26 protein-coding genes are annotated in these 26411 nt (G+C 70.0%); 7 read left to right on the forward strand and 19 right to left on the reverse strand.

Features of this window, described 5'->3' with window-relative positions; all coding sequences use genetic code 11:
- Positions 1–83: 83 nt before the first annotated feature.
- The 5 genes from A5681_RS12395 to A5681_RS12415 all read right to left on the reverse strand — a co-directional run bounded on the left by A5681_RS12395 (position 84) and on the right by A5681_RS12415 (position 5745).
- The gene (locus A5681_RS12395; RefSeq protein WP_156737952.1) at positions 84–2123 is read right to left on the reverse strand and encodes a peptidoglycan D,D-transpeptidase FtsI family protein; all 2040 of its coding nucleotides are present in this window, start codon (positions 2121–2123) and stop codon (positions 84–86) included.
- A gap of 14 nt (positions 2124–2137) precedes the next feature.
- Complete coding sequence (locus A5681_RS12400; RefSeq protein WP_067274489.1) at positions 2138–3316, reverse strand: hypothetical protein; 1179 nt, start codon at positions 3314–3316, stop codon at positions 2138–2140.
- Complete coding sequence (gene rsmH / locus A5681_RS12405) at positions 3313–4503, reverse strand: 16S rRNA (cytosine(1402)-N(4))-methyltransferase RsmH (RefSeq protein WP_156737948.1); 1191 nt, start codon at positions 4501–4503, stop codon at positions 3313–3315. The genes A5681_RS12400 and rsmH overlap by 4 nt, the downstream gene beginning before the upstream one ends.
- Positions 4478–4909 carry a division/cell wall cluster transcriptional repressor MraZ gene (gene mraZ, locus A5681_RS12410; RefSeq protein WP_007170790.1) on the reverse strand — a complete coding sequence of 144 codons (432 nt, stop codon included), beginning with the start codon at positions 4907–4909 and terminating at the stop codon, positions 4478–4480. Before mraZ ends, rsmH begins: the two co-directional genes overlap by 26 nt.
- 431 nt (positions 4910–5340) lie before the next feature.
- A complete protein-coding gene (locus tag A5681_RS12415; protein WP_067274495.1) occupies positions 5341–5745 on the reverse strand; it encodes a DUF3040 domain-containing protein in 405 nt (134 codons plus the stop codon).
- Between the two features lie 323 nt (positions 5746–6068).
- On the opposite strand from A5681_RS12415, the gene A5681_RS12420 reads away from it, so the two are divergent.
- A complete protein-coding gene (locus tag A5681_RS12420; RefSeq protein ID WP_067274498.1) occupies positions 6069–6677 on the forward strand; it encodes a GNAT family N-acetyltransferase in 609 nt (202 codons plus the stop codon).
- A gap of 140 nt (positions 6678–6817) precedes the next feature.
- Entirely contained in the window at positions 6818–7465 is a 648-nt protein-coding gene (locus tag A5681_RS12425) for an LppM family (lipo)protein (RefSeq protein WP_067274620.1), read from the forward strand.
- Here A5681_RS12425 and A5681_RS12430 read toward each other — a convergent pair.
- Positions 7462–8358: a mycobacterial-type methylenetetrahydrofolate reductase gene (locus A5681_RS12430; RefSeq protein WP_067274501.1), complete on the reverse strand. Its 897-nt coding sequence runs from the start codon at positions 8356–8358 to the stop codon at positions 7462–7464. The genes A5681_RS12425 and A5681_RS12430 overlap by 4 nt on opposite strands.
- A 257-nt stretch (positions 8359–8615) precedes the next feature.
- Here A5681_RS12430 and idsA2 point away from each other — a divergent pair, with 257 nt between their 5' ends.
- Together idsA2 and A5681_RS12440 are read left to right on the forward strand one after the other, a co-directional pair.
- Complete coding sequence (gene idsA2 / locus A5681_RS12435; RefSeq protein WP_067274504.1) at positions 8616–9665, forward strand: bifunctional (2E,6E)-farnesyl/geranyl diphosphate synthase; 1050 nt, start codon at positions 8616–8618, stop codon at positions 9663–9665.
- Between the two features lie 4 nt (positions 9666–9669).
- On the forward strand, positions 9670–11217 hold the full coding sequence (locus A5681_RS12440) for an alpha-(1->6)-mannopyranosyltransferase A (protein WP_067274507.1): 1548 nt from the start codon (positions 9670–9672) through the stop codon (positions 11215–11217).
- 6 nt (positions 11218–11223) lie between these two features.
- On the opposite strand, the gene A5681_RS12445 is transcribed toward A5681_RS12440, so the two are convergent.
- Positions 11224–11628 carry an Rv2175c family DNA-binding protein gene (locus A5681_RS12445; protein ID WP_067274511.1) on the reverse strand — a complete coding sequence of 135 codons (405 nt, stop codon included), beginning with the start codon at positions 11626–11628 and terminating at the stop codon, positions 11224–11226.
- A 160-nt stretch (positions 11629–11788) separates the two neighbouring features.
- Between A5681_RS12445 and A5681_RS12450 the strand changes: the two genes are divergently transcribed.
- On the forward strand, positions 11789–12994 hold the full coding sequence (locus A5681_RS12450) for a protein kinase domain-containing protein (protein WP_419866319.1): 1206 nt from the start codon (positions 11789–11791) through the stop codon (positions 12992–12994).
- Here the strand turns inward: A5681_RS12450 and A5681_RS12455 are convergent.
- Genes A5681_RS12455 through A5681_RS12465 form a run of 3 tightly spaced genes read right to left on the reverse strand, consistent with a single transcriptional unit; the run spans position 12991 to position 15851 of the window.
- Positions 12991–14379, reverse strand: coding sequence for a class II 3-deoxy-7-phosphoheptulonate synthase (locus A5681_RS12455; RefSeq protein WP_067274517.1), 1389 nt, complete (start codon positions 14377–14379; stop codon positions 12991–12993). The two genes, A5681_RS12450 and A5681_RS12455, sit on opposite strands and share 4 nt — an antisense overlap.
- Before the next feature lie 60 nt (positions 14380–14439).
- Positions 14440–14964 carry a polyadenylate-specific 3'-exoribonuclease AS gene (locus A5681_RS12460; RefSeq protein ID WP_067274521.1) on the reverse strand — a complete coding sequence of 175 codons (525 nt, stop codon included), beginning with the start codon at positions 14962–14964 and terminating at the stop codon, positions 14440–14442.
- Positions 14965–14984: 20 nt separating this feature from the next.
- Positions 14985–15851 carry a hypothetical protein gene (locus tag A5681_RS12465; RefSeq protein WP_156737953.1) on the reverse strand — a complete coding sequence of 289 codons (867 nt, stop codon included), beginning with the start codon at positions 15849–15851 and terminating at the stop codon, positions 14985–14987.
- A gap of 108 nt (positions 15852–15959) precedes the next feature.
- Here A5681_RS12465 and A5681_RS12470 point away from each other — a divergent pair, with 108 nt between their 5' ends.
- Positions 15960–17243, forward strand: coding sequence for a glycosyltransferase 87 family protein (locus A5681_RS12470; protein ID WP_067274528.1), 1284 nt, complete (start codon positions 15960–15962; stop codon positions 17241–17243).
- Between the two features lie 7 nt (positions 17244–17250).
- Here the strand turns inward: A5681_RS12470 and A5681_RS12475 are convergent, their stop codons facing one another.
- The 5 genes from A5681_RS12475 to A5681_RS12495 all read right to left on the reverse strand — a co-directional run bounded on the left by A5681_RS12475 (position 17251) and on the right by A5681_RS12495 (position 20654).
- The gene (locus A5681_RS12475) at positions 17251–17988 is read right to left on the reverse strand and encodes a lysophospholipid acyltransferase family protein (RefSeq protein WP_067274532.1); all 738 of its coding nucleotides are present in this window, start codon (positions 17986–17988) and stop codon (positions 17251–17253) included.
- An 84-nt stretch (positions 17989–18072) separates the two neighbouring features.
- Positions 18073–18453 (reverse strand): hypothetical protein, encoded by a 381-nt coding sequence (locus tag A5681_RS12480; protein ID WP_067274535.1) that lies wholly within the window; start codon positions 18451–18453, stop codon positions 18073–18075.
- The gene (locus A5681_RS12485; protein WP_197498585.1) at positions 18450–19718 is read right to left on the reverse strand and encodes an ArsA family ATPase; all 1269 of its coding nucleotides are present in this window, start codon (positions 19716–19718) and stop codon (positions 18450–18452) included. Before A5681_RS12485 ends, A5681_RS12480 begins: the two co-directional genes overlap by 4 nt.
- Positions 19715–20149, reverse strand: a complete 435-nt coding sequence (locus tag A5681_RS12490; RefSeq protein WP_067274541.1) for an SRPBCC family protein — start codon at positions 20147–20149, stop codon at positions 19715–19717. Before A5681_RS12490 ends, A5681_RS12485 begins: the two co-directional genes overlap by 4 nt.
- A gap of 115 nt (positions 20150–20264) precedes the next feature.
- On the reverse strand, positions 20265–20654 hold the full coding sequence (locus tag A5681_RS12495; protein ID WP_067274624.1) for a polyketide cyclase / dehydrase and lipid transport: 390 nt from the start codon (positions 20652–20654) through the stop codon (positions 20265–20267).
- A gap of 143 nt (positions 20655–20797) precedes the next feature.
- Between A5681_RS12495 and A5681_RS12500 the strand changes: the two genes are divergently transcribed.
- On the forward strand, positions 20798–22600 hold the full coding sequence (locus A5681_RS12500) for an AMP-dependent synthetase/ligase (RefSeq protein ID WP_067274544.1): 1803 nt from the start codon (positions 20798–20800) through the stop codon (positions 22598–22600).
- Between the two features lie 87 nt (positions 22601–22687).
- On the opposite strand, the gene pimB is transcribed toward A5681_RS12500, so the two are convergent.
- The 4 genes from pimB to A5681_RS12520 form a co-directional block, all read right to left on the reverse strand.
- Positions 22688–23830, reverse strand: coding sequence for a GDP-mannose-dependent alpha-(1-6)-phosphatidylinositol monomannoside mannosyltransferase (gene pimB / locus A5681_RS12505; protein ID WP_067274545.1), 1143 nt, complete (start codon positions 23828–23830; stop codon positions 22688–22690).
- A 48-nt stretch (positions 23831–23878) separates the two neighbouring features.
- Complete coding sequence (locus A5681_RS12510) at positions 23879–24718, reverse strand: hypothetical protein (RefSeq protein WP_067274548.1); 840 nt, start codon at positions 24716–24718, stop codon at positions 23879–23881.
- A gap of 43 nt (positions 24719–24761) precedes the next feature.
- Positions 24762–25913, reverse strand: coding sequence for a peptidoglycan hydrolase RipC (gene ripC, locus A5681_RS12515; RefSeq protein ID WP_067274551.1), 1152 nt, complete (start codon positions 25911–25913; stop codon positions 24762–24764).
- A 183-nt stretch (positions 25914–26096) separates the two neighbouring features.
- The gene (locus tag A5681_RS12520; protein ID WP_067274554.1) at positions 26097–26351 is read right to left on the reverse strand and encodes a hypothetical protein; all 255 of its coding nucleotides are present in this window, start codon (positions 26349–26351) and stop codon (positions 26097–26099) included.
- Positions 26352–26411 lie beyond the last annotated feature (60 nt).

Consider the following 26411-nt stretch of genomic DNA (forward strand, 5'->3'; position numbering starts at 1 on the left):
GGGCCGTCAGTGTGCACTCATGACGTGATTCGGGCCTGATTCCCGCCCTGGGCGCACGATCGACGGCCCGGGCCCGCGGCGGGCTAGGTCGCCTGCAGGGTCAGCGGCGGACCCGGGTCCGGCGAGAGCGGCACGTTCTCGCGCTGCATCAGCCAGCCGGCGATGTTGTGGAACAGCGGGGCCGCCGAGTGGCCCGGCGTCCCGTCGGCGTTGCGATCCGGGTTGTTCATCATGATGCCGATGACGTAGCGCGGATTGTCGACGGTCGCCATGCCGGCGAAGGTGATCCAGTAGACGTTGTCGAAGTAGCAGCCGCAGGCCGGGTTGATCTGCTGCGCTGTGCCCGTCTTGCCGGCCATCTGGTAGCCCGTCACCGCGGCTGAGGGGCCGGTGCCCTGCTGGTAGCCCATCGGGTCGCGTTGCACCACCGCGCGCAGCATGTTGCGCACGGTCTGGGCCGTCTGCGGCGACACCACCCGCACGCCCTCGGGACGCGGCTCCTCGGTGCGGGTGCCGTCGGGGGCGATGGTGGCCTTGACAATCCGCGGCGGGATGCGCACCCCGTCGTTGGCGATCGTCTGGTACATGCCGGCCATCTGCAGCAGCGTCATCGAAAGGCCTTGCCCGATCGGCAGGTTGGAGAAGGTGCTGCCCGACCATTGGTCGATCGGCGGCACCAGCCCGGCGCTCTCACCGGGCAGGCCCACGTTGGTGCGCTGCCCCAGCCCGAATTTGCGGACCATGTCGTAGAAGCGTTCCGGCCCGACGCGCTGGGCGAGCATCAACGTGCCGACGTTGGAGGACTTCCCGAACACACCGGTGGTCGTGTAGGGCATCACGCCGTGCTCCCATGCGTCGTGAATGTTGACGCCGCCCATGTTGATCGAGCCGGGCACCTGCAGCACCTCGTCGGGGTTGGACAGGCCGTACTCGATGACCGACGACGCGGTGATGACCTTGTTCACCGAGCCCGGCTCGAACGGCGAGGACACCGCCAGGTTGCCCAGCTGCTTGTCGCCCTGGCGCCCGATGTCCTGCGACGGGTCAAAGGTGTTGTCGTTGGCCATGGCCAGCACCTCACCCGTCTTCGAGTCGAGGACGACGGCCGAAACATCATGTGCGCCCGACAGATTCTTGGCCTGCTGGACCTGCTGCTGCACGTAGAACTGGATGTCGTCGTCGAGGGTCAGCTGGACCATCGAGCCGTTGACCGCCCGGTGCCGGTTGCGGTAACTGCCGGGGATGACGACGCCGTCGGATCCGCGGTCGTAGGTGACCGAGCCGTCGGTTCCCGACAACACCGAGTCCAGAGACTCCTCCAGCCCCAGCAGCCCGTGACCGTCCCAGTCGATGCCGCCGACGATGTTCGCCGCCAACGACCCGCCGGGGTACTGCCGCAGATCCTGTCGCTCCGAACCGACTTCGGGGTACTTGTCGGAGATCGCGCTGGCGACCGCGGGGTCGACGGCGCGCGCCAGGTAGACGAAGTTCTCGTCGCTTTGCAGCTTCTTCAGCACCGTCGCGGAGTCGGGCTTGTTGCCCAGCCGGGTGGCGACCTCCTTGGCGATGTCGCGCAGCCGCTGCTGCGGGTCGGGGGCCGCCGAGTTCTTGCTCTTGGCTTCGTCGAGCTGTTTGCGAATCCTCTTGGGCTGGAACGTCAACGCGCGCGACTCGGTGGTGAACGCCAGCTGATCCTTGTTGCGGTCGACGATGCTGCCGCGCACGGCCTTCTCGACGTCGGTGACCTTGAGCTGGCCCGCCGCCTGGGCGCGCAGCGTCGGCGCGTTGGTCACCTGAAGGACGAACAGCTGGGCCGCCGCCACCACGATCAGGACCCCGATCGCGGCGTTGCCGGCCCGGTGCCGGAACACGAACGACGCGCCGCGGGTGCCCGCCTGCACCAGCTTGCGGGTGCGCCGCTCCCGCGCCGAGTGTCCGGTCGCCACGGCGTCCGTCCGGTCGGCCGCGCGGCCCTTGTTGGCTTCCTTCGTTTTCCGGAATCGCTTCGGTTCGGCGACATCCTGGCCCTGCTGCTGTTTCGCGCGCCGCTTCGGCTGGCGAACCCCCTTGGCTTCCTGCGCCTTGCGGGGACCACGGGTCGGCTGCGACCGGCGGGAGCGCATCGATTCGCCGCGGCTCACCGGGGCGCACCCGGCGTTGCGGCGGGACCGGGCGCCACCGGCTGCGGCGCCAACACCGGGGCGGCGGGCACGACGGGCGCGACCGGCTGGGGAATCCCCGGGGCCCGTTGCACCGGCACCGGCACCTCAGCGGGCAGCGGCGCGGGTACCTGCCCGGGCGGCGGAATCGGCAAGCCGCCCAACGGCACCGGCACCTCGGCGGGACCGGGAGCGGGCGCGATCACCGCCGGCGCCGGCAACCCCGGGACCGGCACGCCCGGCACCGGCAGTGCACCGGGGGCCTGACCGGCGACCGGCGCCCCCGGCGAGCCGGGCATGCCCGGCAGTGGTGGCCCGGCCGGCCCCAGGTGTTGGCCGCCCAGCGTCGACGATCCGTCCGGTGCGCGCAGCAGGGCCTCGGGCCCGGACCGCGCCGGCGCGGGTGCGCCGGCGTCGGGCTGCAGCCGGACCGGGACCTCGGCGGGAGGCGCGGGCGGCGCGGGGGGTGCCGGCGGGCCTTGTTCGGGAAGCTTGCTGTTCAACGGCGGCGGCGGCACCCCGTCAGCCGGCTTCGGCGTCCCGACGACCACCCAGTTCCCGGACGGGTCCTGGACCAGGTGGGCGGTGTCGCGCGTCGGGATCATGCCCTGTTTGCGGGCCGCCTCCGCCAGCGCCGGAGCGGATTCGGCCTCGCGCACATCGCGTTCCAGCGCCTCCTTCTGCTGTTGCAGCAGCCGGGTCTTCTCGCGGGCGTGGCTCAACTTGTAGGAGCGCTCCGCGGAGTCCGTCGACAACCACAGCGTGAGACCCAGCCCGAGGCCCAGCGCACCGATGACCAGCACGACGAACGGCACCTTGCTCGCCAGCGTGCGGGGCCGGAGGTCGATCGAAGCCAGCCGGGTCGCCAGGCGCTCGCTCAGGCGCGGACGAACAACCTTGGGCGCCTTGGCTTTCCGCGCCTTGGCTCGAGCCTTGGCCTGACTGGTGCTTTTAGGCCGCGCCGGACGCTCGACCGGCCGGGCGATGGGGCTGGTGTGCGGTCCGGATTTGGGCGCTCGGCTCTCCCGGGTGGGCGCCGCGCTGCGCCCGGGCCGGGCGCGGCGTGCCGAGCCGGGCTCGGCGGCCGAACGCCTGCCGCGCCGGGCGGACCCGTCGCGTCCGCCGCGGCGATTCGGCGTCTCCCGCTTTGCTTTCATGCGTCGCCCTTTCCGGTTGCCTGCTGGACCCGTTGCACGGCGCGTAGTCGCACCGCGGCGCTGCGCGGATTGCGTTCGATTTCGGTGTCGTCCGCACGCTCGGCGCCGTGCGTGAGCGACCGGAATCGCGGCTCGTGGCCGGGAAGCTCGACCGGCAGGTCGACCGGTGTGCGGGACGCGACCGCGTCGGCGAACATCCGCTTGACGATCCGGTCCTCCAGGGATTGGTAGGACAGCACCACCATCCGTCCACCGACGGCGAGCGCGTCCAGCCCGGCCGGGATGGCGCTGCGCAACGAGCCCAGCTCGTCGTTCACCGCGATCCGCAGGGCCTGGAAGGTGCGCTTGGCCGGGTGGCCCCCGGTTCGCCGGGCGGGGGCCGGAATCGCTTGGTAGAGCAGGGCCACCAGCTCGGCGGTCGACGTGAAGGGTGCGCGGGCGCGCTGTCGCACGATCTGCTTAGCGATGCGGCGCGCGAACCGCTCCTCGCCGTAACGGTGCAGGATGTCCGCCAGCGCGGCCTCGTCGTAGGTGTTGACGATGTCGGCCGCCGTCAACGACGACTCCGGATCCATCCGCATGTCCAGCGGCGCGTCCTGCGCGTAGGCAAAGCCTCGCTCGGCGCGGTCGAGTTGCATGGAGGACACCCCGAGATCGAACAGCATCCCGTCGACCGATTCGACTGTGTCGTAACCGGATTCGGCCAGTGCCGCGGCGAGGCCGTCGTAGCGGCTGTGCACCAGCGTGACGCGGTCGGCGAATCGCGCCAACCGGTCGCGGGCGATTTCCAGCGCGCTGGGGTCGCGGTCGAGCCCGATCAGCCGCAGCCCCGGCAGGTCGGTCAGAAACCGCTCGGCGTGCCCGCCCGCGCCCAGGGTGGCGTCGAGCAGGACGGCGCCCGAGCCGTCGGCACGGTGACGGGTCAGCGCGGGGGTCAGCAGTTCGACGCAGCGGTGCAGCAGGACGGGCACGTGCCCGAAGTCGCCTGAATCGTCAGCCACCGCAACACCTCCCCGGGTCGGGCGAGACGCCCCTGACCCATCTGCGGCCCGGCGGGCCGCCGCCCTTGCATCGAGGTCCCTGTCCGAAGGCACGAACCTGGCGTTGGGGAAGTACGCCAGGGTCGGTTCGGGCAGAGGCCACGTTGCACGGGCGCGCGCCTCAGATGATGTCGCCGAGTGCTTCATCGCTGGCCGCGGAGAAGTTCTCTTCGTGTGTCTGCTGGTAGTCCTGCCAGGCTTGCGCATCCCAGATCTCGAGGTAGTCGACCGCCCCAATCACCACGCAGTCCTTGGAGAGGTTCGCGTAGCGGCGGTGGTCGGCCGACAGGGTGATGCGCCCCTGCGCGTCGGGATGCTGCTCGTCGGTGCCGGCGGCCAGGTTGCGCAGGAACGCCCGGGCGTCGGGATTGCTCCGGGAGGCCTTGCTCGCCCGCCGCGCGAGCTGTTCGAATTCGCCGCGCGGGTAGACGGCGAGGCTGTGGTCTTGGCTCTTGGTGACCATCAACCCCCCTGCCAGTGCGTCGCGAAACTTGGCGGGCAACGTGAGCCGCCCCTTGTCGTCGAGTTTGGGCGTGTAGGTGCCGAGAAACACCAGCTCACCTCGCTCTCGGGTCACCCAAACACTGCAGCCACCATACCCCACAATCCCCCACTTCGCCCCATTGTCAGAGTGTCGTGGCGGACTTTTCCGGGTTATCCGCCACCTACAGGCGGCCATACCACCGGGCCGCGGCCCAACGGGCCCCGCGGGACATGGCGGCGAGCGGTAGGAAACCGCAGCTCAAAGCCCCACGGAACGCCACGTGGGGCGAAGTGGGGGCACTGAGTGGGGCGCAGTGGGGCTCAATTCCCGGGCCGAAGCACGGTTGCGGCTCGATCCGGCGTCAAAACGGCATCGCCGGCCCGGCGATGCTCAGCCGAGCCGGGTGAATCTGTGACGATGACGCCGAGCCCGCCACGGGCAGGAAAAAGGGGCATGAAAAAGGGGAGCCGATGGCTTCCCCAGATTCGTTGGCGCTACCGCTAGTCGTCGAAGCGGCGGCGGAACCGGTCTTCCATGCGGCTGGTGAACGACCCCCCGCCGCCCTTGTTGCGCCGCTGGCGCAGCGAGCCGGGCGCCGAGCCCGGGTGGTCGGGGCGGCCGGACAATCGCGGACCCGTGATGGCGAACACCACGCCGCCGAACATCACGATGAACCCGAAAACGCTGAGAATCGGGAAGTTTCCGATCATGGTGGCCTTGAACGCCACTCCGGAAACCAGCATCGCAAGGCCGATGACGAACAGCGCAGCACCCTGCAGGCGGCGACGCGCGGTGGGCGCGCGCAACCCTCCGCCGCGGACGCTCGACGCGAATTTGGGATCTTCGGCGTAGAGAGCGCTCTCGATCTGATCGAGCATCCGCTGCTCATGATCGGAGAGTGGCATTCGTCCCTCCTTGCCGACAGTTGACGCGTAACTATCGATAGCACGCGGATGCCCGTTGCGGGGGCAACTAATTGAAATGATACGAGGTCAATCTGCGCCATACCACTGGTTCGGTGGCGATTCTATCCTGGCCCCGGCGGGGCACCCCTCGGAGCCGGAACGGCCGTGCGCTACAACCGGCTTCCCAGCCGGAGTGGTTGGCCGGTTCGTTGCCGCGACCGCTCGCCGGACAACCTCCCCCGGGTCCGATAATGGCGATGGCGGCGCGGGCCGCGGCAAGGCGAAGGCACGCACGCGAGCACAGCATGAGGAGGACACCGCGAGTGGCGATATTCCTCATCGATCTGCCGCCCACCGATATGGAGCGCCGTCTCGGCGAAGCCCTGAAGGTTTACGTCGACGCGATGCGCTACCCGCGCGGCACCGAGAACCAGCGCGCGGCGATGTGGCTGGAACACATCCGCCGGCGGGGGTGGCAGGGCGTGGGCGTCGTGGACGCCGAGGTGACCGAGGGCGCTGACGCGCCGATGCCTTCGGCGGCTCAATTGCGCGACGCCCCGCTGCTCGGCATCGCCTACGGGTACCCCGGGGCGCCCGGGCAGTGGTGGCAGCAGCAGGTCGTCCTCGGCCTGCAACGGGGCGGCCGGCCGGCCCAGGAGATCGCCGGCCTGATGAACAGCTACTTCGAGCTGACCGAGCTGCACATCCACCCGCGCGCACAGGGCCGCGGCCTCGGTGAGGCGCTGGCCCGGCGGCTCCTCGCCGATCGGGCCGAAGAGAACGTCCTGCTGTCCACGCCGGAGACCAACGGCGAGCCGAACCGGGCCTGGCGGCTGTACCGGCGGCTGGGTTTCACCGACGTCATCCGCCGCTACCACTTCGCCGGTGACCCACGCGCATTCGCGATCCTGGGCCGCAAGCTCCCGCTGTGATCGCCGGATGGCGGGCGCGCCCGGGCGGACCCGCTCTGGCGGCGCGCCGCATCTGGCACGATGACCTGGTGCGCGCCAGCCTCTCCCCGCCCCGAACCCGCGGATTCACCGCTCGGCGCCGCCGGCTGGTGGCCATCGCGATGCTGCTCATGCTGGTGCCGCTGGCCACCGGGTGCCTCCGGGTCAGGGCGTCGCTCACCATCTCGCCCGACGACCTGGTGTCCGGGGAGATCGTCGCCGCCGCTAAACCCAAGACGCCCAAGGACACCGGCCCCCAGCTCGACAGCAACAATCTGCCGTTCAGCCAGAAGGTGGCCGTGTCGAACTACGACAGCGACGGCTACGTGGGATCGCAGGCGGTGTTCTCGGACCTGACGTTCGCCGAGCTGCCGCAGCTGGCCAACATGAACTCCGACGCGCAGGGCGTGAACCTGTCCCTGCGGCGCAACGGCAACCTGGTCATCCTGGAAGGCCGCGCGGACCTGACCTCGCTGACCGATTCCGAGGCCGACGTCGAGCTGACCGTCGCCTTCCCCGGCGTGGTGACGTCCACCAACGGCGACCGGGTCGAGTCGACCGTGGTGTCCTGGAAGCTGAAGCCGGGCGTCGTGAGCACCATGACCGCCCAGGCCCGCTACACCGACCCGAACACGCGGTCGTTCACCGGGGCGGGCGTGTGGCTGGGCATCGCGTCGTTCGCCGCGGCCGGCGTCGTCGCCCTGCTGGCCTGGATGAACCGCGACCGTTCCCCGCGGTTCACCGCACCCCGCGACCAGCCGCCCAACTAGCCCTGCTGGGTGGGCGACCAGTACGACAGCATCTCCGCGAACGTCTGGAATGCGGGCGCCGACACCCCATAGGTGGCCTCCAGGTGGACGCTCAGCGGGAACCCGAGCTCGGCCACCCCGTCGATCACGCGTTTGTAGAGGTCGGTCATCAGCTGACGCTTCTGGGGCGGTTCGCTGGCGGCCAACCGCTTGACGAACTCCTGCTCTTCGGCCACCGCCGCGTTGCCCGGATCCTGAATCAGCCAGTTGATCAACCCGACCCGGCTCTCCATCTTGGGGACGAAGCCGAACGACAGCAGGATCTCCGGCCTGTGATCGGTGTTCGCGGCGAATTCGCGCAGGAAGCCCACGATCGCGTCGGAGTACAGCAGCTGGGTCATGCCGTAGGTGGCGCCCTGGTCGCACTTGAAGTTGAACCGGCCGTACTCCCCCTCGCGCGTCGGAATCAGGATGACGCCGCGGTTGGGCACCAACTCGCGGTAGATCGACAGCGCGTCGGTGGGCGCGACGCCGGAGCCCTCGCCGTCGTTCATCGTGCGCGGAACGCCGACGAAGACCACCCCCTCCATCCCGGCCGCGCGCAGATCGGTCAGCCGCCGGCGCAGCGTCGGCTCGTCGGAGAAGGCGGTGACCTGGGTGCACAGCCCGTGGATTCCCGGCAGCTCGGGCTTGACGATCGACCAGAAGTCCAGCACGTCCAGTTTGGGTTTCATCACGATGGGACGGTCGTCGTCCTCGGCGATGATGCCGGGGATCATCACGTGCCGCAGCCGGCCGGTCAGGCCGGTTTCCGCGGAGTACTGCACCACCTTTCGCGCCTCCTCGAGTGCCCGCTCCCGGCCGTCATCGGCGTTGGGCGGCACCAGCTCGAGCGCAATGGTGTTCAGCGTCACGCGGCTTCTCTCTCCATCCGACGATGCTTGGGGCGTCTCGCGGGCGCACAGCGGGCGGCCCCGACACCCCCGCCAGCATAGGCATGGGGGTCGCGCGCCCTTACGGCGGAATAGTGAGCCAGGCGAAGCAACGGCGTCGCTCCAGGTTGGGCGGGTCCCCGGTACCGCGCCGAATACACTGGTCGGGCCTGGCACACACCACGCACGTCGAGCAGAAGGGGGCGGCGCTGAGCGTCGAAGCAGCGGCAACCGTCGAGTTGACCGGCGCGATCACCGATCGGCTTCGGCGGTATCTGCGCGACCGGCGCGCGGACACCGCCTACATCGGCGACGACTACGAGGTGCTGGTCGCCGCGCTGGAAAGCTTCGTGCTCAACGGAGGCAAGCGGCTGCGACCCGCGTTCGCCTACTGGGGCTGGCGCGCCGTGGCGAGCGGGGAACCCGATTCCGAAGTGCTGCTGCTGTTTTCGGCGCTCGAGCTGCTGCACGCCTGCGCGCTGGTGCACGACGACGTGATCGACGACTCCTCCACCCGCCGCGGCCGCCCGACCGCCCACGTCCAGTTCGCGGACCTGCACCGCAGCAGGCGCTGGCGGGGTTCGCCCGAGCAGTTCGGCATGTCGGCCGCGATCCTGCTCGGTGACCTGGCGCTGTCCTGGGCCGACGACATCGTGTTCCGCGCGGACCTGCCGCCCGACGCCGCGCGGCGCGTTCAGCGGGTGTGGGCCGAAATCCGCACCGAGGTGCTGGGCGGTCAATACCTCGACATCGTCGCCGAAGCCAGCGCCGCCGAGTCGATCGCCTCGGCGATGAACGTCGACACCTACAAGACCGCCTGTTACACGGTCTCGCGCCCGCTGCAACTGGGGGCGGCCGCCGCCGCCGACCGGCCCGACGTCCAGGATGTGTTCGGCCGGTTCGGGACGGACATCGGCGTGGCCTTCCAGCTGCGTGACGACGTGCTGGGTGTGTTCGGGGACCCGGCGGTGACCGGCAAGCCGTCCGGTGACGACCTGCGTTCGGGCAAGCGCACCGTGCTGCTGGCCGAGGCGCTGGAGCTGGCCGACGGATCGGATCCGTTGGCGGCCAAGCTGATACGCGACTCCATCGGGGCGCAGCTGACCGACGCGGAGGTGGACCGGCTGCGCGCGGTCATCGAGTCGGTGGGCGCCCTGGCCGCGGCGGAGCGACGCATCGCCGAGCTGACCCAACGGGCCCTGGCGGCGCTGGCCGCCGCGCCGATCAACGCGGCGGCTAAAGCGGGGCTCTCCGAGCTGGCCAGAATGGCCACCGACCGGTCCGCCTGAGCCGATGACGACTCCGACGCACACCCCGCCGTCCGACTCGCCGGAAACCAAACCGGCTGGCGCCGGCTGGTTTTCGCGACTGCGCGCGTTCGCCGGCGCCGCGGAGTCCGGGCCGGCGAAGCTGGGCATGCTCGGTTCGGTGTTGATCCTCGTCGGCGGCCTCGGCGCGGGCAGCACCCGGCAGCACGACCCGCTGCTGGAGTCGATCCACATGTCCTGGCTGCGTTTTGGCCATGGCCTGGTGTTGTCGTCGGTGGTGCTCTGGACCGGCGTGGGGCTCATGCTGATCGCGTGGCTGGGCCTGGGCCGGCGCGTGCTGGCCGGCGAGGTGACCGAGTTCATGATTAAGGCGACCACCGGCTTCTGGCTGGCGCCGTTGCTGCTGTCGGTGCCCGTCTTCAGCCGGGACACCTACTCGTATCTGGCCCAGGGCGCGCTGCTGCGCGACGGCCTGGACCCCTACGCCGTCGGACCGGTCGCCAACCCGAACAGCTTGCTGGACAACGTAAGTCCGATCTGGACGATCACCACCGCCCCCTACGGCCCGGCGTTCATCTTGGTGGCGAAGTTGGTCACCATGGCCGTCGGCAACAACGTGGTGGCCGGCACGGCGCTGCTGCGGCTGTGCATGCTGCCGGGCCTGGCCCTGCTGATCTGGGCCACCCCGCGGCTGGCCCGCCACCTGAGCGCCGACGGATCGACGGCCCTGTGGATCTGCGTCCTCAACCCGCTCGTGCTCATCCACCTGATGGGCGGGGTGCACAACGAGATGCTGATGGTGGGTTTGATGGCCGCCGGCATCGCGCTGAGTTTCGCCGGGCGTCACGTCCTGGGCACGACGCTGATCACGGTGGCCATCGCGGTCAAGGCCACGGCCGGAATCGCACTGCCGTTCATGGTGTGGGTGTGGGCCCGGCACCTGCGCGAGCGCCGCGGATATCGGCCGGGCCGGGCTTTCGTGGCGGCCACGGCGATGTCGCTGCTGATCTTCGCCGTCGTGTTCGGCATCCTGTCGGCCGTGGCCGGAGTGGGCCTGGGATGGCTGACCGCGCTGGCCGGATCGGTGAAGATCATCAACTGGCTCACGATCCCGACCGCCGCGGCCAACATCATCCACGCCGTGTTCAGTGGGTTCTTCGTGGTGCACTTCTACCCGATGCTGCGCATCACTCGGCTCGTCGGGATCGCGGTCATCGCGGTGGCGCTGCCGCTGCTGTGGTGGCGGTTCCGGCGCGACGACCGTGCCGCGCTGACCGGCATCGCGCTCTCCATGCTCGTCGTGGTGCTGTTCGTGCCGGCGGCCCTGCCGTGGTACTACTCCTGGCCGCTGGCGGTGGTCGCCCCGCTGGCGCAATCGCGACGGGCGATCGCGATCATCGGCGGCCTGTCGACGTGGGTGATGGTGATCTTCAAACCCGATGGCTCGCACGGGATGTACTCGTGGCTGCACTTCTCGCTGGCCACGATCTGCGCGCTGATCGCCTGGTACAGCCTCGACCGCGCGCCCGACCGGCGGACCGAGACGGCCGATGAGGCCCTGGAAAAGGCGTAGTGCCGCTCAGTAGGCCATGGCCTGCGCGCGCCGCACGACCTCGCGCGCCTGGTGGGCGTGCAGGGCGTCGACGGGGCGGGCATTGCTGACGGCATCGCGGCTGCCGTCGCGGGTGATCGTCAGCGACGGGTCGGGGGTGAACAACCACCGCACGATCTCGGTGTCGTGGTAGCCGCCGTCGTGCAGGATGGTCAGCAGTCCCGGCAGGCTCTTGACCACCTCACCGGACTTGGTGAAGAACACCTGGGGCACCACCACGCCGCCGTCGCGCTTCACCGCCACCAGGTGGCCTTCCCGGAGTTGCTGCTGCACCTTGCTGACCGAGATCCGGAGCAATTCGGCGACCCGCGCCAGGTCGTAGGTGGGCTCGTCGGGATCCAGAACGTCGTCGCCGGCAGGAACACTGCTCACGGCGCAAGTGTAGGCCTTGCCACGCGGATTGATCCCAAGTTCCAGAGCCCAATCACACCGTCGCACCTACGATGGCCCCGTGGCCGAAGCTGAATCGCCCGGGTCATCCGGCCGTCCCGGCCCGCACCGTCGCCAGGGTGCAGCCGGCGTGGCGGACCCGCTGGACAACGCGTTGCTGGACGGCCGCTACCTGGTGCAGTCCAGGATCGCCAGCGGCGGCACGTCGACGGTGTACCGCGGTCTCGACACCCGGCTCGACCGCCCGGTGGCGGTGAAGGTGATGGATTCGCGCTACGCGGGCGACGAGCAGTTCCTGACCCGCTTCCAGCGTGAGGCCCGCTCGGTCGCTCGGCTCAAGGATCCCGGCCTGGTCGCGGTCTACGACCAGGGCCTGGACTCCCGGCACCCGTTCTTGGTGATGGAGTTGATCGAGGGCGGCACGCTGCGCGAGCTGCTGGCCGAGCGCGGGCCGATGCCGCCGTACGCCGTGGCCGCGGTGCTGCGCCCGGTGCTGAGCGGGCTCGCCGCGGCGCACCGGTCCGGGCTGGTCCACCGCGACGTCAAGCCCGAGAACGTGCTGATCTCCGACGACGGTGAGGTCAAGATCGCGGACTTCGGCTTGGTCCGCGCCGTCGCGGCCGCCGGAATCACCTCCACGAGCGTCATTTTGGGGACCGCGGCGTACCTGTCGCCCGAGCAGGTGCGCGACGGCGACGCCAGCCCGCGCAGCGACGTGTACGCCGCCGGAATCCTCACCTACGAGTTGCTCACCGGGCGCACCCCGTTCACCGGCGACTCGCCGCTGTCGATCGCCTACCAACGGCTGGACACCGATGTGCCGCCGCCCAGCGCGGCGATCGACGGCGTGCCCCCGCAGTTCGACGAGTTCGTCCGGCGCGCGACGGCGCGCAACCCCGCCGACCGGTACGCCGACGCGATCGAGATGGGCGCCGAGCTGGAGGCGATCGCCGAAGAGCTTGCGCTGCCGGACTTCTCCGTTCCCGCGCCGCGCAACTCCGCGCAGCACCGGGCGTTGCAGCACAGCCGCATGAGCCAGCGTCCGCCCGGCGCACCACGGCCCGCGGCGGCCCCGGTTCGGCACGCGACCCGCCAGTTGACCCGCGGCCCCGAGGACTGGTCGGAGCCGACGCGCGCGCCGCACTCGGACGACGAGCCCGACGACCTCGAATATCAGCCCGTCACAGGCGAATTCGCGGGCATCCCGATCGGTGAGTTCGCGTTCGCGCGCCAGCGCGGCCGGCGCCTGGTGCTGATCTGGGTGGCCCTAGTGCTGGCGCTGGCCGGGATGGTCGCCACCGCGGCGTGGACGATCGGGAGCAACCTGAGCGGACTGCTGGGCGGCTAGTCGCGCAACATCTCGGCGACCAGGAACGCCAACTCCAGCGACTGCTGGGTGTTGAGCCGCGGGTCGCAGGCCGTCTCGTAGCGCCCCGCCAAGTCCAGGTCCGAAATGTCTTGCGCCCCACCGAGGCATTCCGTGACGTCCTCGCCGGTGATCTCGACGTGGATGCCACCGGGGTGGGTGCCCAGCGCGCGGTGCACCTCGAAGAAGCCCTGCACCTCGTCGACGACGCGGTCGAAGTGCCGGGTCTTGTAGCCGTTCGACGACTCGTGGGTATTGCCGTGCATGGGATCGCACTGCCAGATCACCTGGTGGCCGGTGGCCTGGACCTTCTCGACGATCGGGGGCAGCAGATCGCGCACCTTGTTGTTGCCCATCCGGCTCACCAACGTCAACCGGCCCGGCTTGTTGTTCGGGTCAAGCCGTTCCACGTACTCGACGGCCAGCTCCGGGGTCATCGTCGGGCCGATCTTCACGCCGATCGGGTTGGCGATCACCTCCGCGAACGCGATGTGCGCGCCGTCGAGCTGCCGCGTGCGCTCGCCGATCCAGACAGTGTGCGCCGACAGGTCGAACAGCTGCGGCTCGCCGTCCTCGCTCTCCGACAGCCGCAGCATGGCCCGCTCGTAGTCGAGCACCAAAGCCTCATGGCTGGCGTAGATTTCGGCGGTCTGCAGGTTGCGGTCGGCCACCCCGCAGGCGCTCATGAACCGCAGGCCCCGGTCGATCTCGGTGGCCAGCGCCTCATAGCGCGCGCCGGCCGGCGACGTCCGGACGAATTCCCGGTTCCAGTCGTGCACCAGGTGCAGCGACGCCAGCCCCGAGGACGTCAGCGCCCGCACCAGGTTCATCGCCGCGCTGGCGTTGGCGTAGGCGCGCACCAGCCGCGACGGGTCGTGCTCCCGCGCGGCCGCATCCGGCGCGAAGCCGTTGATCATGTCCCCGCGGTAGGAGCGCAGCCCCAGCGCGTCGATGTCCGCCGACCGCGGCTTGGCGTATTGGCCGGCGATGCGGGCCACCTTGACCACGGGCATGCTGGCGCCGTAGGTCAGCACGACGGCCATCTGCAGCAGCGCCCGGATGTTGCCCCGGATGTGGGGTTCGGTGTTGTCGGTGAAGGTCTCCGCGCAGTCGCCGCCCTGCAGCAGGAACGCCTCGCCCCTGGCGACCTGGGCCAGCTGCTCCTGCAACCGGAGGATCTCCGAGGGCACCGTCACCGGAGGCACGCTCTCGAGGACGGTGCGCATGGCCGTCGCCTGGTCGGCCGGCCAGCTGGGTTGCTGGGCGGCCGGCTTGGCCAGCGCGGCGTCCAGCCGCGCCCGCAGGTCGTGCGGCAGCGGGGGCAGCGACGGCAGCTGGTCGATCGGGATGTCGACGGTCCAGTTCATCGGTCCATCGTAACCGGGCCGCGAGGGTGACTGATCAGCGCGAACGCCGTTCGGGCGCGCTCAGGCCGGCGCTCCCCCGGTCCCGTCGGCATCGGGGCCGTCCCCGGCCGCCGCGGTGATCAGCCGGTATCGCCGCAACTGGTCGCGGGCGTCGACCAGCGCGTCGTGCGCATCGCGCGACCGCGGCGGCATCGGCGGGCACCCCCGGTCCTCCCACAATTGCCGCAGGTCCCGGGTGAAGCGGGGCAATGCCCGCGGCAACTCGGGCATCGTGCCCCACAGCTGACACAGGACGACGTGGTCGTAGGCGCCGATCCACGCCCACAATTCGATCGGCTCGGCGCCGTTGACGTCGAAGAAGTCCTCCAGGTCCGCGCGGATCTGCCTGCGCGAGCGCCACAGCTTCGACGCGGGGGGCGGCAGCTTGGGCAGCACGTTGGCGCGCACCCAGCCACCGGCGCGCTCGGGATCGAATTCGGTGGACACGGCGTAATACTCGCGGCCGTCCTCGGCGACCACCCCGATCGAGATCAACTCGATGGTGCGGCCGTCCTCGATGAATTCGGTGTCGTAGAAGTACCGCACCTTGAAAGCCTATGAGCAGCCTATCGGCTGATCAGGATGGGCCCGGTCGGCGGCGGCGCGGGGTGCACCTCGTGGTCCAGCTGCGCGTCGACGACCCGTTCGTCGGGCAGCTTCGGCGTGCCGGCGATCGCGCACTGCAGGTACAGCTTCGCCCGCACCACCGGCCGGCGCAGCGTCCGTTCCCGTTGCAGCGCGCGGCGCATCTTCTCCGGCTGGGCGGTGTAGCGCCAGCGGGCCCAGGGCGCGTGCGGGCGCGACAACCGGATCGCGCCGATGACCAGCAGGACCACGATGAACATGCCGAGCAACCCGGTCCACACCTTGCCCTTGAGCACCACCACCACGGCCAGCGGCAGGGTCAACACCAGGCCGCCGGCCACCGCGGCGCGCAGCGGCCAGGAATCGGTGCCCTCCCAGATCGGCAGGAAGAACATCAGCGGGTGCAGCCCCATGATCAGCAGCCCGGCCACCCCGACGGCGGCGAACACGGCGTCGACCGATGTGCGCCCGTCCTCCGACCAGTAGACGTCCGACAGGTGCAGGATCAACGCGTACTCGTCGAGCACCAGAGCCGCACCGATCCCGAAAAATATCGCGGACAGGGTGAATTCGGGCTCATGGCCGTCGATGGACAGGGTGACCAACGTCAGACCGGAGAGCAGCACCAGCACCACGCCGAACGTCACGTGATGGATATGGACGCCGCCCACGTGGACATTGCGCGGGTGCCACCAGCGGGTCGGCCGGCCGGCGTCGGCGCGGTGCCGGATGAGCCGCACGAACGTCCGCGTCACGAAGAAGGTCAGGATGAACGCCACCAGGCAACACAGCAGGGGCAACCGGCCACCGCGCAGGATGTCGTTCGCGAACCAGTGCGTCACCCGCAGGACGAACCAGTGGAGCACCCTTGCAACGTACGCCTGTGGGCGTCCGCCCGGCAGGAGCCGCGCGGGGCCACGTCGCCCGGCCACGCACCCACTACGCTGTTGTGCGACATGAGTAGATCGCGGGCGCCCGGCGCGGGCAGTCAACCCGGGCGCGTCCTGTTGTGGTGCGGCCTGTGGCTGGTGGCGGCCGCGGGGCTGGGCTATGTGGCCTGGCAGTTGTTCGGGCACATCCCCTACCGCATCGACATCGACGTGTATCAGATGGGCGCGCAGGCCTGGATGCACGGGCATTCGCTGTATCACGGCGATGTGTTGTTCCACACACCGATCGGGATCGACCTGCCGTTCACCTATCCCCCGCTGGCGGCGATCGTGTTCTGCCCGTTCGCCTGGCTGCACATGCCCGCCGCCAGCGTCGCGATCACGGCGCTGACGCTGGTGCTGTTGGTCGTCTCGACGGTGATCGTGCTGACCCGCCTCGACGTCTGGGCCGCCTCGACGGCGCTGCCCGGCCCGGCGTGGCTGCGCCGTTGGTGGCTGGCCATCGTGATCACCGCGGCGGCGACGATATGGCTGGAACCGATCACGTCGAACTTCGCCTTCGGGCAGATCAACGTCGTGCTGATGACGTTGGTGATCGCCGACTGCGTGCCGCGGCGCACCCCGTGGCCGCGCGGGCTGTTGCTCGGCCTGGGCATCGCGCTCAAACTCACGCCGGCGGTGTTTCTGCTGTACTTCGTGCTGCGTCGGGACAACCGCGCCGCGGTGACCGCGCTGATGTCGTTCGTGGGGGCGACGGCGCTCGGTTTCGTTCTGGCATGGAGCGATTCGTGGGAGTACTGGACGCACACCCTGGCCCACACCGACCGGATCGGCGAGGCGGCGTTGAACACCGATCAGAACATCGCCGGGGCGCTGGCCCGGATCGGGCTGGGCGAGCAGCCGCGCTTCCTGCTGTGGGTGGCGGCCTCGCTGCTGGTGCTGGCGCTGACGGTGTGGGCGATGCGCAGGGTGCTGCGGGCCGGCGAGCCCGTGCTGGCGGTCGTGTGCGTCGCGCTGTTCGGGCTGGTGGTCTCGCCGGTCTCGTGGTCACACCACTGGGTGTGGGGGCTGCCGACGGTCGTGGTGCTCGCCGTGCTGGCCTGGCGGCGCCGCAACGTGGCGCTGGCCGTGGTCGGCGCGGCGGGGGTGGCGCTGATGCGATGGTCGACGATCGACCTGTTGCCCAAGCATCACGAGGCGGCGGCGGTGTGGTGGCGCCAACTCGCGGGGATGTCCTACGTCTGGTGGGCGCTGGCGGTCCTGGTCGTCGCCGGCCTGACGGTCACGGCCCGCACGCCCGCCCGGGAGGCGGAGCCGCAGGAACTGACGCCGGTGACAGCGGTCGGCTGATCGCGGTTCAGCCGGCCGCGGTTTGCGGGATCCGCACGGCCTCGCCGTTGGTTCCCTGACCGGACGAGCCGTTGCGGTTCTCCTTGACGCTGGCGGCGTAGATGTCGACGTACTCCTGGCCGGAGAGGCCCATCAGTTCGTAGATCACCTCGTCGATGACCGCGCGTTCGATGAAGCGGTTGCCGGCCAGTCCTTCGAAGCGGGAGAAGTCCATCGGCTCGCCGAAGCGGACGGTGACCCGCCCGAAGCGCAACATGTTGGTGCCGGGCGGGTTCACGACGTTGGTCCCGATCATCGCCACCGGGATCACCGGCACCCCGGTGTGCAGGGCCAGCCGCGCCAGGCCGGTCTTGCCCTTGTACAGGCGGCCGTCCGGCGACCGGGTCCCTTCGGGATACATGCCCAGCAGCTTGCCCGCCGACAACAGCCGCTCGGCGGTGGTCAGCGCGGCCTGCGCGCTGTCGGCGTCGGTGCGGTCGATCGGCACCTGGCCGACCGCGGTGAAAAACCAGCGCTGGAACCAGCCCTTCAAGCCGGTTCCGGTGAAGTATTCGGCTTTCGCCAGGAAGGTGATCCGGCGGCGCACCACCAACGGCAGATAGAAACTGTCCATCACCGCCAGGTGATTGCTGGCCAGGATCGCCGGGCCGGAACTCGGAATGTGTTCCAGGCCTTCAACTTTTGGCCGACCGAGCACGTACAGCAACGGGCCGAGGAGTACGTACTTGAATAGCCAGTACCACATGGCCCTCCCTCTCGCCCGCCCGCCGGTGTTCTGCGCCAACTGTACCCATCGCATGGACGGGGGACCACCTTCGGCGCAGCCCGGTCACTCCTCGACGGTGACGGGGATGGGCTGGTACCGGGTCCTGGTCGTGGCCTCGGGTGGTTCCGCCTCGGCGGCGCCGTCTCCGGGCGGCCCGTCGGGGGGCGGTTTCGCCGCGCCGTTCATGTCGTCGAGCATGGCGCGTACCACCTCGAGCAGCGCGATGCTGTGGTCGGCGATGACGGTGATCAGCGGGTGCTGGTCACCGGTCGCCAATGCGGCCAGCGCGCACACCGGGCACCACACCTGCTGGCACTTGCCGGTTCCGACTCCCCGGCCCGCCGTCAGCGCGGCCGCCGTCCGCATCGCCGGGTCGATACCGTCCAGGATCGCCTGGGCCAGCCTGCGCAGCTCCGGACCGATGTCGGAATGACCCCCACTCACTTAGGCCACACCTCCGGATCTGGTCGAAATCGGACTGTCAGCTCGCCACCGCGCAGGTGTGCGTCCAGCACCGTGCACCGTCGCAGCACCGATGCCAACCGAACCCTGCGCCGCAATCCGCCGGCGCTGATGATCAGGTCGTCATCCACGCGCCCCAACGTCAGCCCCGACGGATCGAGTTGCGGCAACGCTAGCCGCATCCGGTAGACCGAACCAAGTCCCGTGCCGGATTCCAGGTCCACCGTCGGCCGCAGCGGTCCCGGCGGCGGCGTTCCGCCGCGGCGGCGGGCGTTGTCGAGCAAAGCCCCCAGCGCCTTGGGCCCGATCGGCTCGCCGGACAGGTGCGGAGTCATCACCAGGGCCACCTCACCAATGGTGGCGTCGAGCTCGTCGAGAACACCACGTTGTTCGGAAATGCGTTCGGCGTACCAGTAAAACGCGGGGTGCTCCGGCAGGTTGCGATATTCGTAGGACTCGTCCTCGGTGAGGACCTGGTTGACGATCAGTTCCTCGACGCGCACCCCCATCAGGGCCAGCGACCCCAGCGTCCGGGCCGCCTCGGCCGCGACCACCCGCTCGGGGGTCAACACCAGATGCGCGCTGACCAATTCGCCGTCGGTCAGCAGGGCGCTGAGCCCCTCGACGCTCGCGCTGATGCGCTCCAGCAGTTCCACCGCCGCCGCCGACCGGGCGTCGTCGGCGCCGACGGACAGCCGGCGATGCCGCGGCCACGCGCGCTCGACGTACAGCCCGAAGGTGGCGGGCAAGGTCAACATCCGCAGCGCGTCGGCGGTCGAGGCGCAGTCGACGACGATGCGATCCCAGGCACCGGAGCAGGCCAGCTCACCGACGGCGTGCAGCCCGAGCACTTCCTGGACACCGGGCAGCGCCGAAAGTTCTTCGGGCGCAATGGTACTCAGCTCCGAGTCGGGAAACCGCCGATCCAGCGTGTCGACGACGTCGCGCCACCGCACCTCCAGCAGGGCCAGCGTGTCCAATGCGAGCGCGTCCAGAAAACCGCCGCCGGCCTGGGCGTCATCGGCGAGGACCCGAACCAGCTCGTCCTGACTGGGCGGGACGGGGACGCCGAGCACGTCGCCCAGTGAGTGCGCCTGGTCGGTGGACACCACCAGCACGCGCTGGCCCGCGCTCGCGGCGCTGACCGCCGTGGCACAGGCCAGCGTGGATTTTCCTACCCCGCCCTTGCCAACGAAGAGGCTGATCCGGGCCGGGGTGGGCGCCGGCGATTGGCTGGACTCACTCAGCCCTCGACTCGTTTCTTCAGATCCTTCAACGCGGTATCGGTCAACCGGCGCTCGGCCTTGCGCTTGAGTAAACCGATCATCGGGACGGCGAGGTCGACCGACAGCTCGTAGGTCACCTCGGTGCCAGATCCCTTGGGCGCCAACCGATATGTGCCTTCCAGGGACCGCAGCAGCGAGCTGGAGACAAGTGTCCAACTGACCGACTTGCGGTCCTTGGGCCACTGGTAGGCCATGACCAAGGTGTCCTTGAGCACGGCGGCGTCCAGCACCACCCGCGCGACTTTGGGGTTGCCGTCGGCGTCCGTCTCCTGGACCTCGGCCTCGCGGTATTCCGAGATCCACTGCGGGTAGGAATCGATGTCCGCGATGACGTCCATCACGGTGTCCGGGTCGGCCTCGATGTAGATGGTCTGCGACGTTTTTTCCGCCACCTGGTGCTGCCCTCTCTCCCACAAGCGGTCGACACCGCCGGCGGGGAAACTACCGTGCGGTCTGACCCCCGGGCCTCCGGTCCGAAACGGTACTCTCCCTGCAAACCTGACCCGGCTAAACTACCGGAGAAACTCCGACCGGACGTGACCGTTCCAGTGTCGTCTTGACCTCGAAGGCCATTTTCTTGCCCGCCACCCGACGGCGGTGTGTCATTTTCGCCAGATTGAGCTTGGCCAACTGCCAGGCCGCCACGCCGCTGGGCTCGGCATGCAGGAAGTAGTGCAGCACAACCCCGTCCAGTGACGGCTCCAGCCAGATCTCCATGGTGCCGGTCAACGCGCCGGTGACCGCCCAGCGGATGCCCTTGTCGGCCCGATCCTCGACGACCTGCAGGCGCAGGTCCGGCCACCAGCGACGCCAGCACGACGGGTCGGCGACCGCGGCGCCGACCCGCGCACCGTCGGCGGCGATGAACGTCTCGTCCGCGATCTGGATGCTGTTCACCACCCCAGCTTCACACAGCAATCCGCAACGGCCGCGGCGAGGGCGGGCCGCGACGGGTGGACTGCCACCATTCCTGCACGAATGCGCGGATTAGGCTGGACCACAGCCAGCCGTCAGCCAAGCCAAAAACGAGGTCAGCAAGAGTGCGTGAGTACAGTGTCCCCGCCCGTTTCTCCGTCGGCGAGCACGACAACATCGCGGCCATGGTCTTCGACCACGAGCGATCAGACCCCGGCTTCGCCATCTTCCGGCGCCAGGTCGACGGCGTCTGGACCGACGTCACCTGCGCCGAGGTGGCCGAACAGGTTCGCTCCGCGGCGCTGGGCCTGATCGGGCTCGGGGTCCAGGCCGGTGACCGGGTGTCCATCTTCTCGGCCACCCGCTACGAGTGGGCGATCATCGACCTCGCGATCCTGTCCGTCGGCGCGGTCACCGTGCCGATCTACGAGACGTCGTCGGCCGAGCAGGTGCGCTGGGTGCTGCAGGACTCCGAGGCGGTGCTGGCCTTCGCCGAGACCGACGCGCACGCGGCGATGGTCACCGAACTCACCGCCGAGCTGCCCGCGCTGCGCCGCGTCCTGCACATCGACGGCTCGGGCCCCAAGGCGCTCGATCAGCTCGTCGAGGCCGGCGCGTCGGTGGAGCCCGCCGAGCTCACCGCCCGCCAGGAGGCGCTGCGCTCCGACGACCCGGCGACGCTGATCTACACCTCCGGCACCACCGGACGGCCCAAGGGCTGCCAGCTCACCCATTCCAACCTGCTGTACGAGACGCGGGGCGCCAAGGAGTGCCTGCCGACGCTGCTGGACGAGGGGCAGCGGCTGCTGATCTTCCTGCCGCTGGCCCACGTGCTGGCGCGCTCCCTGACGCTCTCGGCGTTCGCCAACAAGGTGACGGTCGGGTTCACCAGCGACATCAAGAACCTGCTGCCGATGTTCGCGGTGTTCAAGCCGACGGTCGTGGTGTCGGTCCCCCGGGTGTTCGAGAAGGTCTACAACACCGCCGAGCAGAACGCGGTCAACGACGGCAAGGGGCGGATCTTCGCGGCCGCCGTGCAGACCGCCGTCGACTGGAGCCAGGCGCAGGACCGCGGGCGCACCGGGCTGGTGCTGCGCGCCAAGCATGCGTTGTTCGACCGGCTGGTCTATCACAAGCTGCGGGCCGCGCTGGGCGGTGAGTGCCACGCGTCGGTCTCGGGCGGCGCCCCGCTGGGCGCGCGGCTGGGCCACTTCTACCGCGGCGTCGGGCTGACCATCCACGAGGGCTACGGCCTGACCGAGACCAGCTCGGCGATCACGGTCAACCAGGTCGGCAACGTGCGCATCGGAACGGTCGGAACGTTGTTGCCGGGCAACAGCATGCGCATCGCCGAGGACGGCGAGCTGCTGGTGCGCGGCGGCGTGGTGTTCAGCGGCTACTGGCGCAACGAGCAGGCCACCAACGACGCGTTCACCGACGGCTGGTTCAAGACCGGTGACCTCGGCGCGCTCGACGAGGACGGCTTCCTGAAGATCACCGGACGCAAGAAGGAGATCATCGTGACCGCCGGCGGCAAGAACGTCGCCCCGGCGGTGCTCGAGGACCAGCTGCGCGCGCACGCGCTGATCAGCCAGGCCATGGTGGTGGGCGACGCCAAGCCGTTCATCGGCGCGTTGATCACCATCGACCCCGAGGCGTTCGTCGGCTGGAAGGAACGCAACCACAAGGCGGCCGGCGCGTCGGTGGCCGACCTGGTCAACGACCCGGACCTGATCGCCGAGGTCGACGCGGCCGTCAAGCACGCCAACCAGGCGGTGTCGCACGCCGAGTCCATCCGTAAATTCCGCATCCTGCCGGTCGATTTCACCGAGGACACCGGTGAGCTGACCCCGACGATGAAGGTCAAGCGCAACGTGGTGGCCGAGAAGTTCGCCTCCGACATCGACTGGATCTACGAGAAGGACTAGCGGCCCGCCTCTTCGTCCGCCGGGCGTCACGCCAGCGTGACACGGGGCGCCGATCGTCACGCCAGCGTGACGCTCGAGCGCCGGCCGTCACGCGCGGAGGATCTCGGCCAGCCGCGCCGCGAGCGTGTCCCACCGCCAGTGGGCCATCACCCACTCCCGCCCGGCCGCCCCCATCGCCGCGGCCCGGTCCGGGTCGCCGAGCACCTCGGCGACGGAGTCGGCCACCGCGTCCGCCGACCGGCCGTCGACGACCAGTCCAGTCTTGTTGTGCTGCACGGCTTCCGGCGCCCCGCCGGAGTCACCGGCGATCACCGGCTTGCCGGTGGCGGACGCCTCGAGGAATACGATGCCCAGCCCCTCGACGTCCATGCCGGCGCCGCGGGTGCGGCACGGCATCGCGAAGACGTCGGCAAGCGCATGGTGGGCGGGAAGTTCGGCGGCCGGCACTCCCCCGGTGAACGTCACGTGCTCGGCCACCCCGCAATCGCGGGCCAGCTTGCGCAGCGAGTCCAGGTAGGGGCCGCCGCCGACGATCACCAGCGCGGCGCCGTCGACGCGTTGCCGGATCGACGGCAGCGCCCTGATCAAGGTGTCCTGCCCCTTGCGCGGCACCAGCCGGGACACGCACACCACCGTCGGCCGCTCGCCCAACCGGTACCGGTCGCGCAGCTCCGCCCCCGCCGCCGGGTCGGGCCGGAACCGGTCGGTGTTGACCCCGGGCGGCAGGTATTCCAGCGAGGCCTTGGGGCCGAACGCCGGCGCGAACCGGGCGCGCGTGTAGCGGCTGACGAACGTGACGACGTCGGTGGTGTCGCCGATGCGGCGCAGCACCGACCGCGCGACCGGCAGCATCGACCAGCCGACCTCGTGGCCGTGCGTGCTGGCCACCACTCGCCTGGCCCCGGCCTGGCGGGCGCGCTGGGCCAGCAGCGCCAGCGGCGCCGCCGCTCCGAACCAGACGGTGTCGATGTCGTGCTCGGCGATCAGCCGGCGCATCCGGGCGTCCACCGCCGGCCCGGGCAGCATCAACGTGCCCGGGTGGCGGTACACCCGGTAACCGGCCGCCTCGGCCGACTTGTCGAAGGCGTCGGCGCCCTTCCATTGCGGTGCGTACACCGTCACTGAATGCAGCCGGGCGTCGACCAGCCGTCCGACGAAGTCGCTCAGGTAGGACTGGATGCCGCCCGGCCGGGGCGGAAAGTCGTTGGTAACCAGCAGGACCCGACTCACTGCGTCAGGCTAGCCTGCCCGGGAGCCCGGTCCGTGCGGGGCATCTCCTCAGCCCGAGTGCGTCAGCCAGTCGTGCCAGCGCGCGAGCAGGCCGGCCGAATCGGTGGCCAGGACGTCGTGGATGGCGGTGGGCACGTCGGTGTGGCCGACCCCGCAGGCGGCCAGGTACAGGTCGCGCAGCTTGGCCGCGCCGTAGGTGTCGGCGACGAAACGCGCGAACCACCACGCGCGGTCGTAGGCGAGCGAGCGCTGTGACCCGGGCGCGTCGAGGTCGGCGTCCGAGGGCAACGCCAGCGGGACCGGCAACGCGTCGGCGGGCACCGGCGTGCGGGGCCGGGCGACGAAGTCGGCGACGCCCTCGGTGAGCCATCGGGGTGCGTCCGCGGCGGTGTCGGCCCGGGCGGCATAATGAAAAAGCTCGTGCGCCAACACGATTCGCAGCGCACCCGCGGTCATGGTGGCCGCCCCGGGCGCGAAGACGATCCGCTCACCCGTCGCCGTCCGGTGCGCGGGATCGACGCGGTCGGCGACCGTCACCGCGGCGATGTCGGCCCACTGCGCCGCCGGTCCCCCGCCCGCGGCGGCGCGGAACTCCTCGTCGGTGCGGGCCGCGACCAGCGAGATGTCGCGCGGCCATTGCCCTCCCCAGAACGCCTCGACCGCGTTGATCGCGTCGCCGATGTCGGAGGCCACCCGCGAGAGCAGGCGCTCACCGGCCGGCCCGCCGAACCCGATCAGCCGAACGGTGCGGTCACCGGCGACCATCGACTTCGTCGTTGGGCCGGCCTGGCTACGCGTGGGTGTGACCAGCTGCGCGGGTCGTATCCCGACACCGCGCCCGGCTTCGAGCGGCACGGCCGCCGCGACGACGAGCTCGACCAGGAACACCCAGGCCAGCAGCAGCGTGAGCCGGCTCCGCCGGCCGGGGCCTCTAGTAGCGGCGAGCGTCGTGGACCGGGCCTGCCGCGTTCATCGGCACCACGCGCACCGGCTGGCCGTAGGTGGAGGAATGGATCACCATGCCGTCACCGACGTAGAGGCCGCTGTGTGACGCGTCGTTGTAGAAGGTGATCACGTCGCCGGGCTGCAGGTCCGAGAGCGCCACCGGCTGACCGCCTTGAGCCTGCGCCTGGCTGGAGTGCGGCAGGGAAATGCCGGCCTGCTGGAACGCCCACATCACCAGTCCGGAGCAGTCGAACCCACCGGGCGCGGCGCCGCCCCACACGTAGGGTGAGCCGACCTGGGTCAGCGCAGCCTGCACGACGGTCGCGCGGTCACCGCCGCCGACCCCCCCGCCGAACGGCCCGGGCATTCCGCCGGGAGGCGGCGCCTCACCGGGTGCCAGCCCGGCCGGTGGCGGCGCGCCCGGAGGCGCGGCCTCCGGCGCGGGCGCGCCAGGTACCGGAAGACCGGCGGGGATGGTGCCGGGATCGGCGAGCGCGGTGCGCTGCTCGGGCGACAAGGACACGTACTGCGACTTGACCACCGCGATCTGCACCTGCAGCTGACTCTGCTTGGACTGCAGGCTCGCTCGCACCGCGGCGGCCTGCTCGGCCGCGCTCTTGGCGTCGGCGGCGGACTTGGCGGACTCCCGCTCGGCCTTGGCGGCCTGCTCGTTGGCGATCCGGAAGTTCTTCATCTGGTCGGCCATCTGCGTCGCCATCTGGCGCTGCATGGCCAGCTTGTCGATCAGCCCTTGCGGCGATCCGGCGGTCAACATGGCCGTCATGCCGTCCACGCGGCCGCCCATGTAGGTCGCGGCGGCGAGTTTGTTGACGGCGTTCTGGTAGGACGCCAGCCGAGCCTTGGCGGCATCGACGGCGGCCTGCGCGTCGTCGTGCTTCTTGTCCGCCGCACGCTGGGCCACCAACTTGTCGTTCAGGTCGAGCTGCGCGCTGTGCATCGCCTCGGTGGTCTGCTCGGCCTGGCGGGACAACTCGTTGAGTTTCGCCAGCGCGTCGTCGGCCGGGTCGGCCGAGACGTGCGCAGCAAGGACACCCGATAACACAGTGAAGCCCGCTAGCGTCCCGATGGCAGTTCGTGTGAGGACACGCGCAAACGGGTATCTAGAGTCAAGCCTCAAGATTTGCTTCCTTAAACGGCCACCGACGCGCCCACGCGCCGTCGAGCTGGTTTAGGTCTCAAACAGGTTACGAAACGATATCGACGTTTGTCCAAAGCGAGCGGTTAAGAAATTGGATAGATTTCTGTCATTATCGTGTGAATGACTCCGACCCTCTCGTAAACCTTTGGCACACAAAGCATCTTAGGCGACGCCCGAATCGTGCTCGCGGCGGATAGGCACCAACCGCAATCGGGGAGCAAGGCCGACATCGGCAAGCACCGCCAACGCAGCGCATTCGTCTTCCAACAAAGTTTCCGGGACCCCGAGTATCACGCTGACGACGCAATCCCGGCATCCGGGCCCGCGCACCGCGCAGTCGTCACAGTCGATCACCACCGGGCCGCCCGCGTCCGGCGCGTTCGCGCCGTAGCTGTCGGGTCTGCTGCTTCGCGCCATCGGGATCGGTCCTCTCGGTCGGGCTGGGTGAACGTCAGGTCGGACTGTCCGAACCGTAAC

This window comes from Mycobacterium scrofulaceum, assembly GCF_001667885.1.
GTDB classification, from domain to species: domain Bacteria; phylum Actinomycetota; class Actinomycetes; order Mycobacteriales; family Mycobacteriaceae; genus Mycobacterium; species Mycobacterium scrofulaceum_C.

Bases quoted from the DNA above. Each gene is read 5' to 3' on its own strand.
- A5681_RS12395 (WP_156737952.1), bottom strand. From the start codon at position 2,123: ATGCGCTCCCGCCGGTCGCAGCCGACCCGTGGTCCCCGCAAGGCGCAG.
- A5681_RS12400 (WP_067274489.1), bottom strand. From the start codon at position 3,316: ATGAAAGCAAAGCGGGAGACGCCGAATCGCCGCGGCGGACGCGACGGG.
- rsmH (WP_156737948.1), bottom strand. From the start codon at position 4,503: ATGAAGCACTCGGCGACATCATCTGAGGCGCGCGCCCGTGCAACGTGG.
- A5681_RS12415 (WP_067274495.1), bottom strand. From the start codon at position 5,745: ATGCCACTCTCCGATCATGAGCAGCGGATGCTCGATCAGATCGAGAGC.
- A5681_RS12425 (WP_067274620.1), top strand. From the start codon at position 6,818: ATGCTGCTCATGCTGGTGCCGCTGGCCACCGGGTGCCTCCGGGTCAGG.
- A5681_RS12440 (WP_067274507.1), top strand. From the start codon at position 9,670: ATGACGACTCCGACGCACACCCCGCCGTCCGACTCGCCGGAAACCAAA.
- A5681_RS12455 (WP_067274517.1), bottom strand. From the start codon at position 14,379: ATGAACTGGACCGTCGACATCCCGATCGACCAGCTGCCGTCGCTGCCC.
- A5681_RS12470 (WP_067274528.1), top strand. From the start codon at position 15,960: ATGAGTAGATCGCGGGCGCCCGGCGCGGGCAGTCAACCCGGGCGCGTC.
- A5681_RS12475 (WP_067274532.1), bottom strand. From the start codon at position 17,988: ATGTGGTACTGGCTATTCAAGTACGTACTCCTCGGCCCGTTGCTGTAC.
- A5681_RS12520 (WP_067274554.1), bottom strand. From the start codon at position 26,351: ATGGCGCGAAGCAGCAGACCCGACAGCTACGGCGCGAACGCGCCGGAC.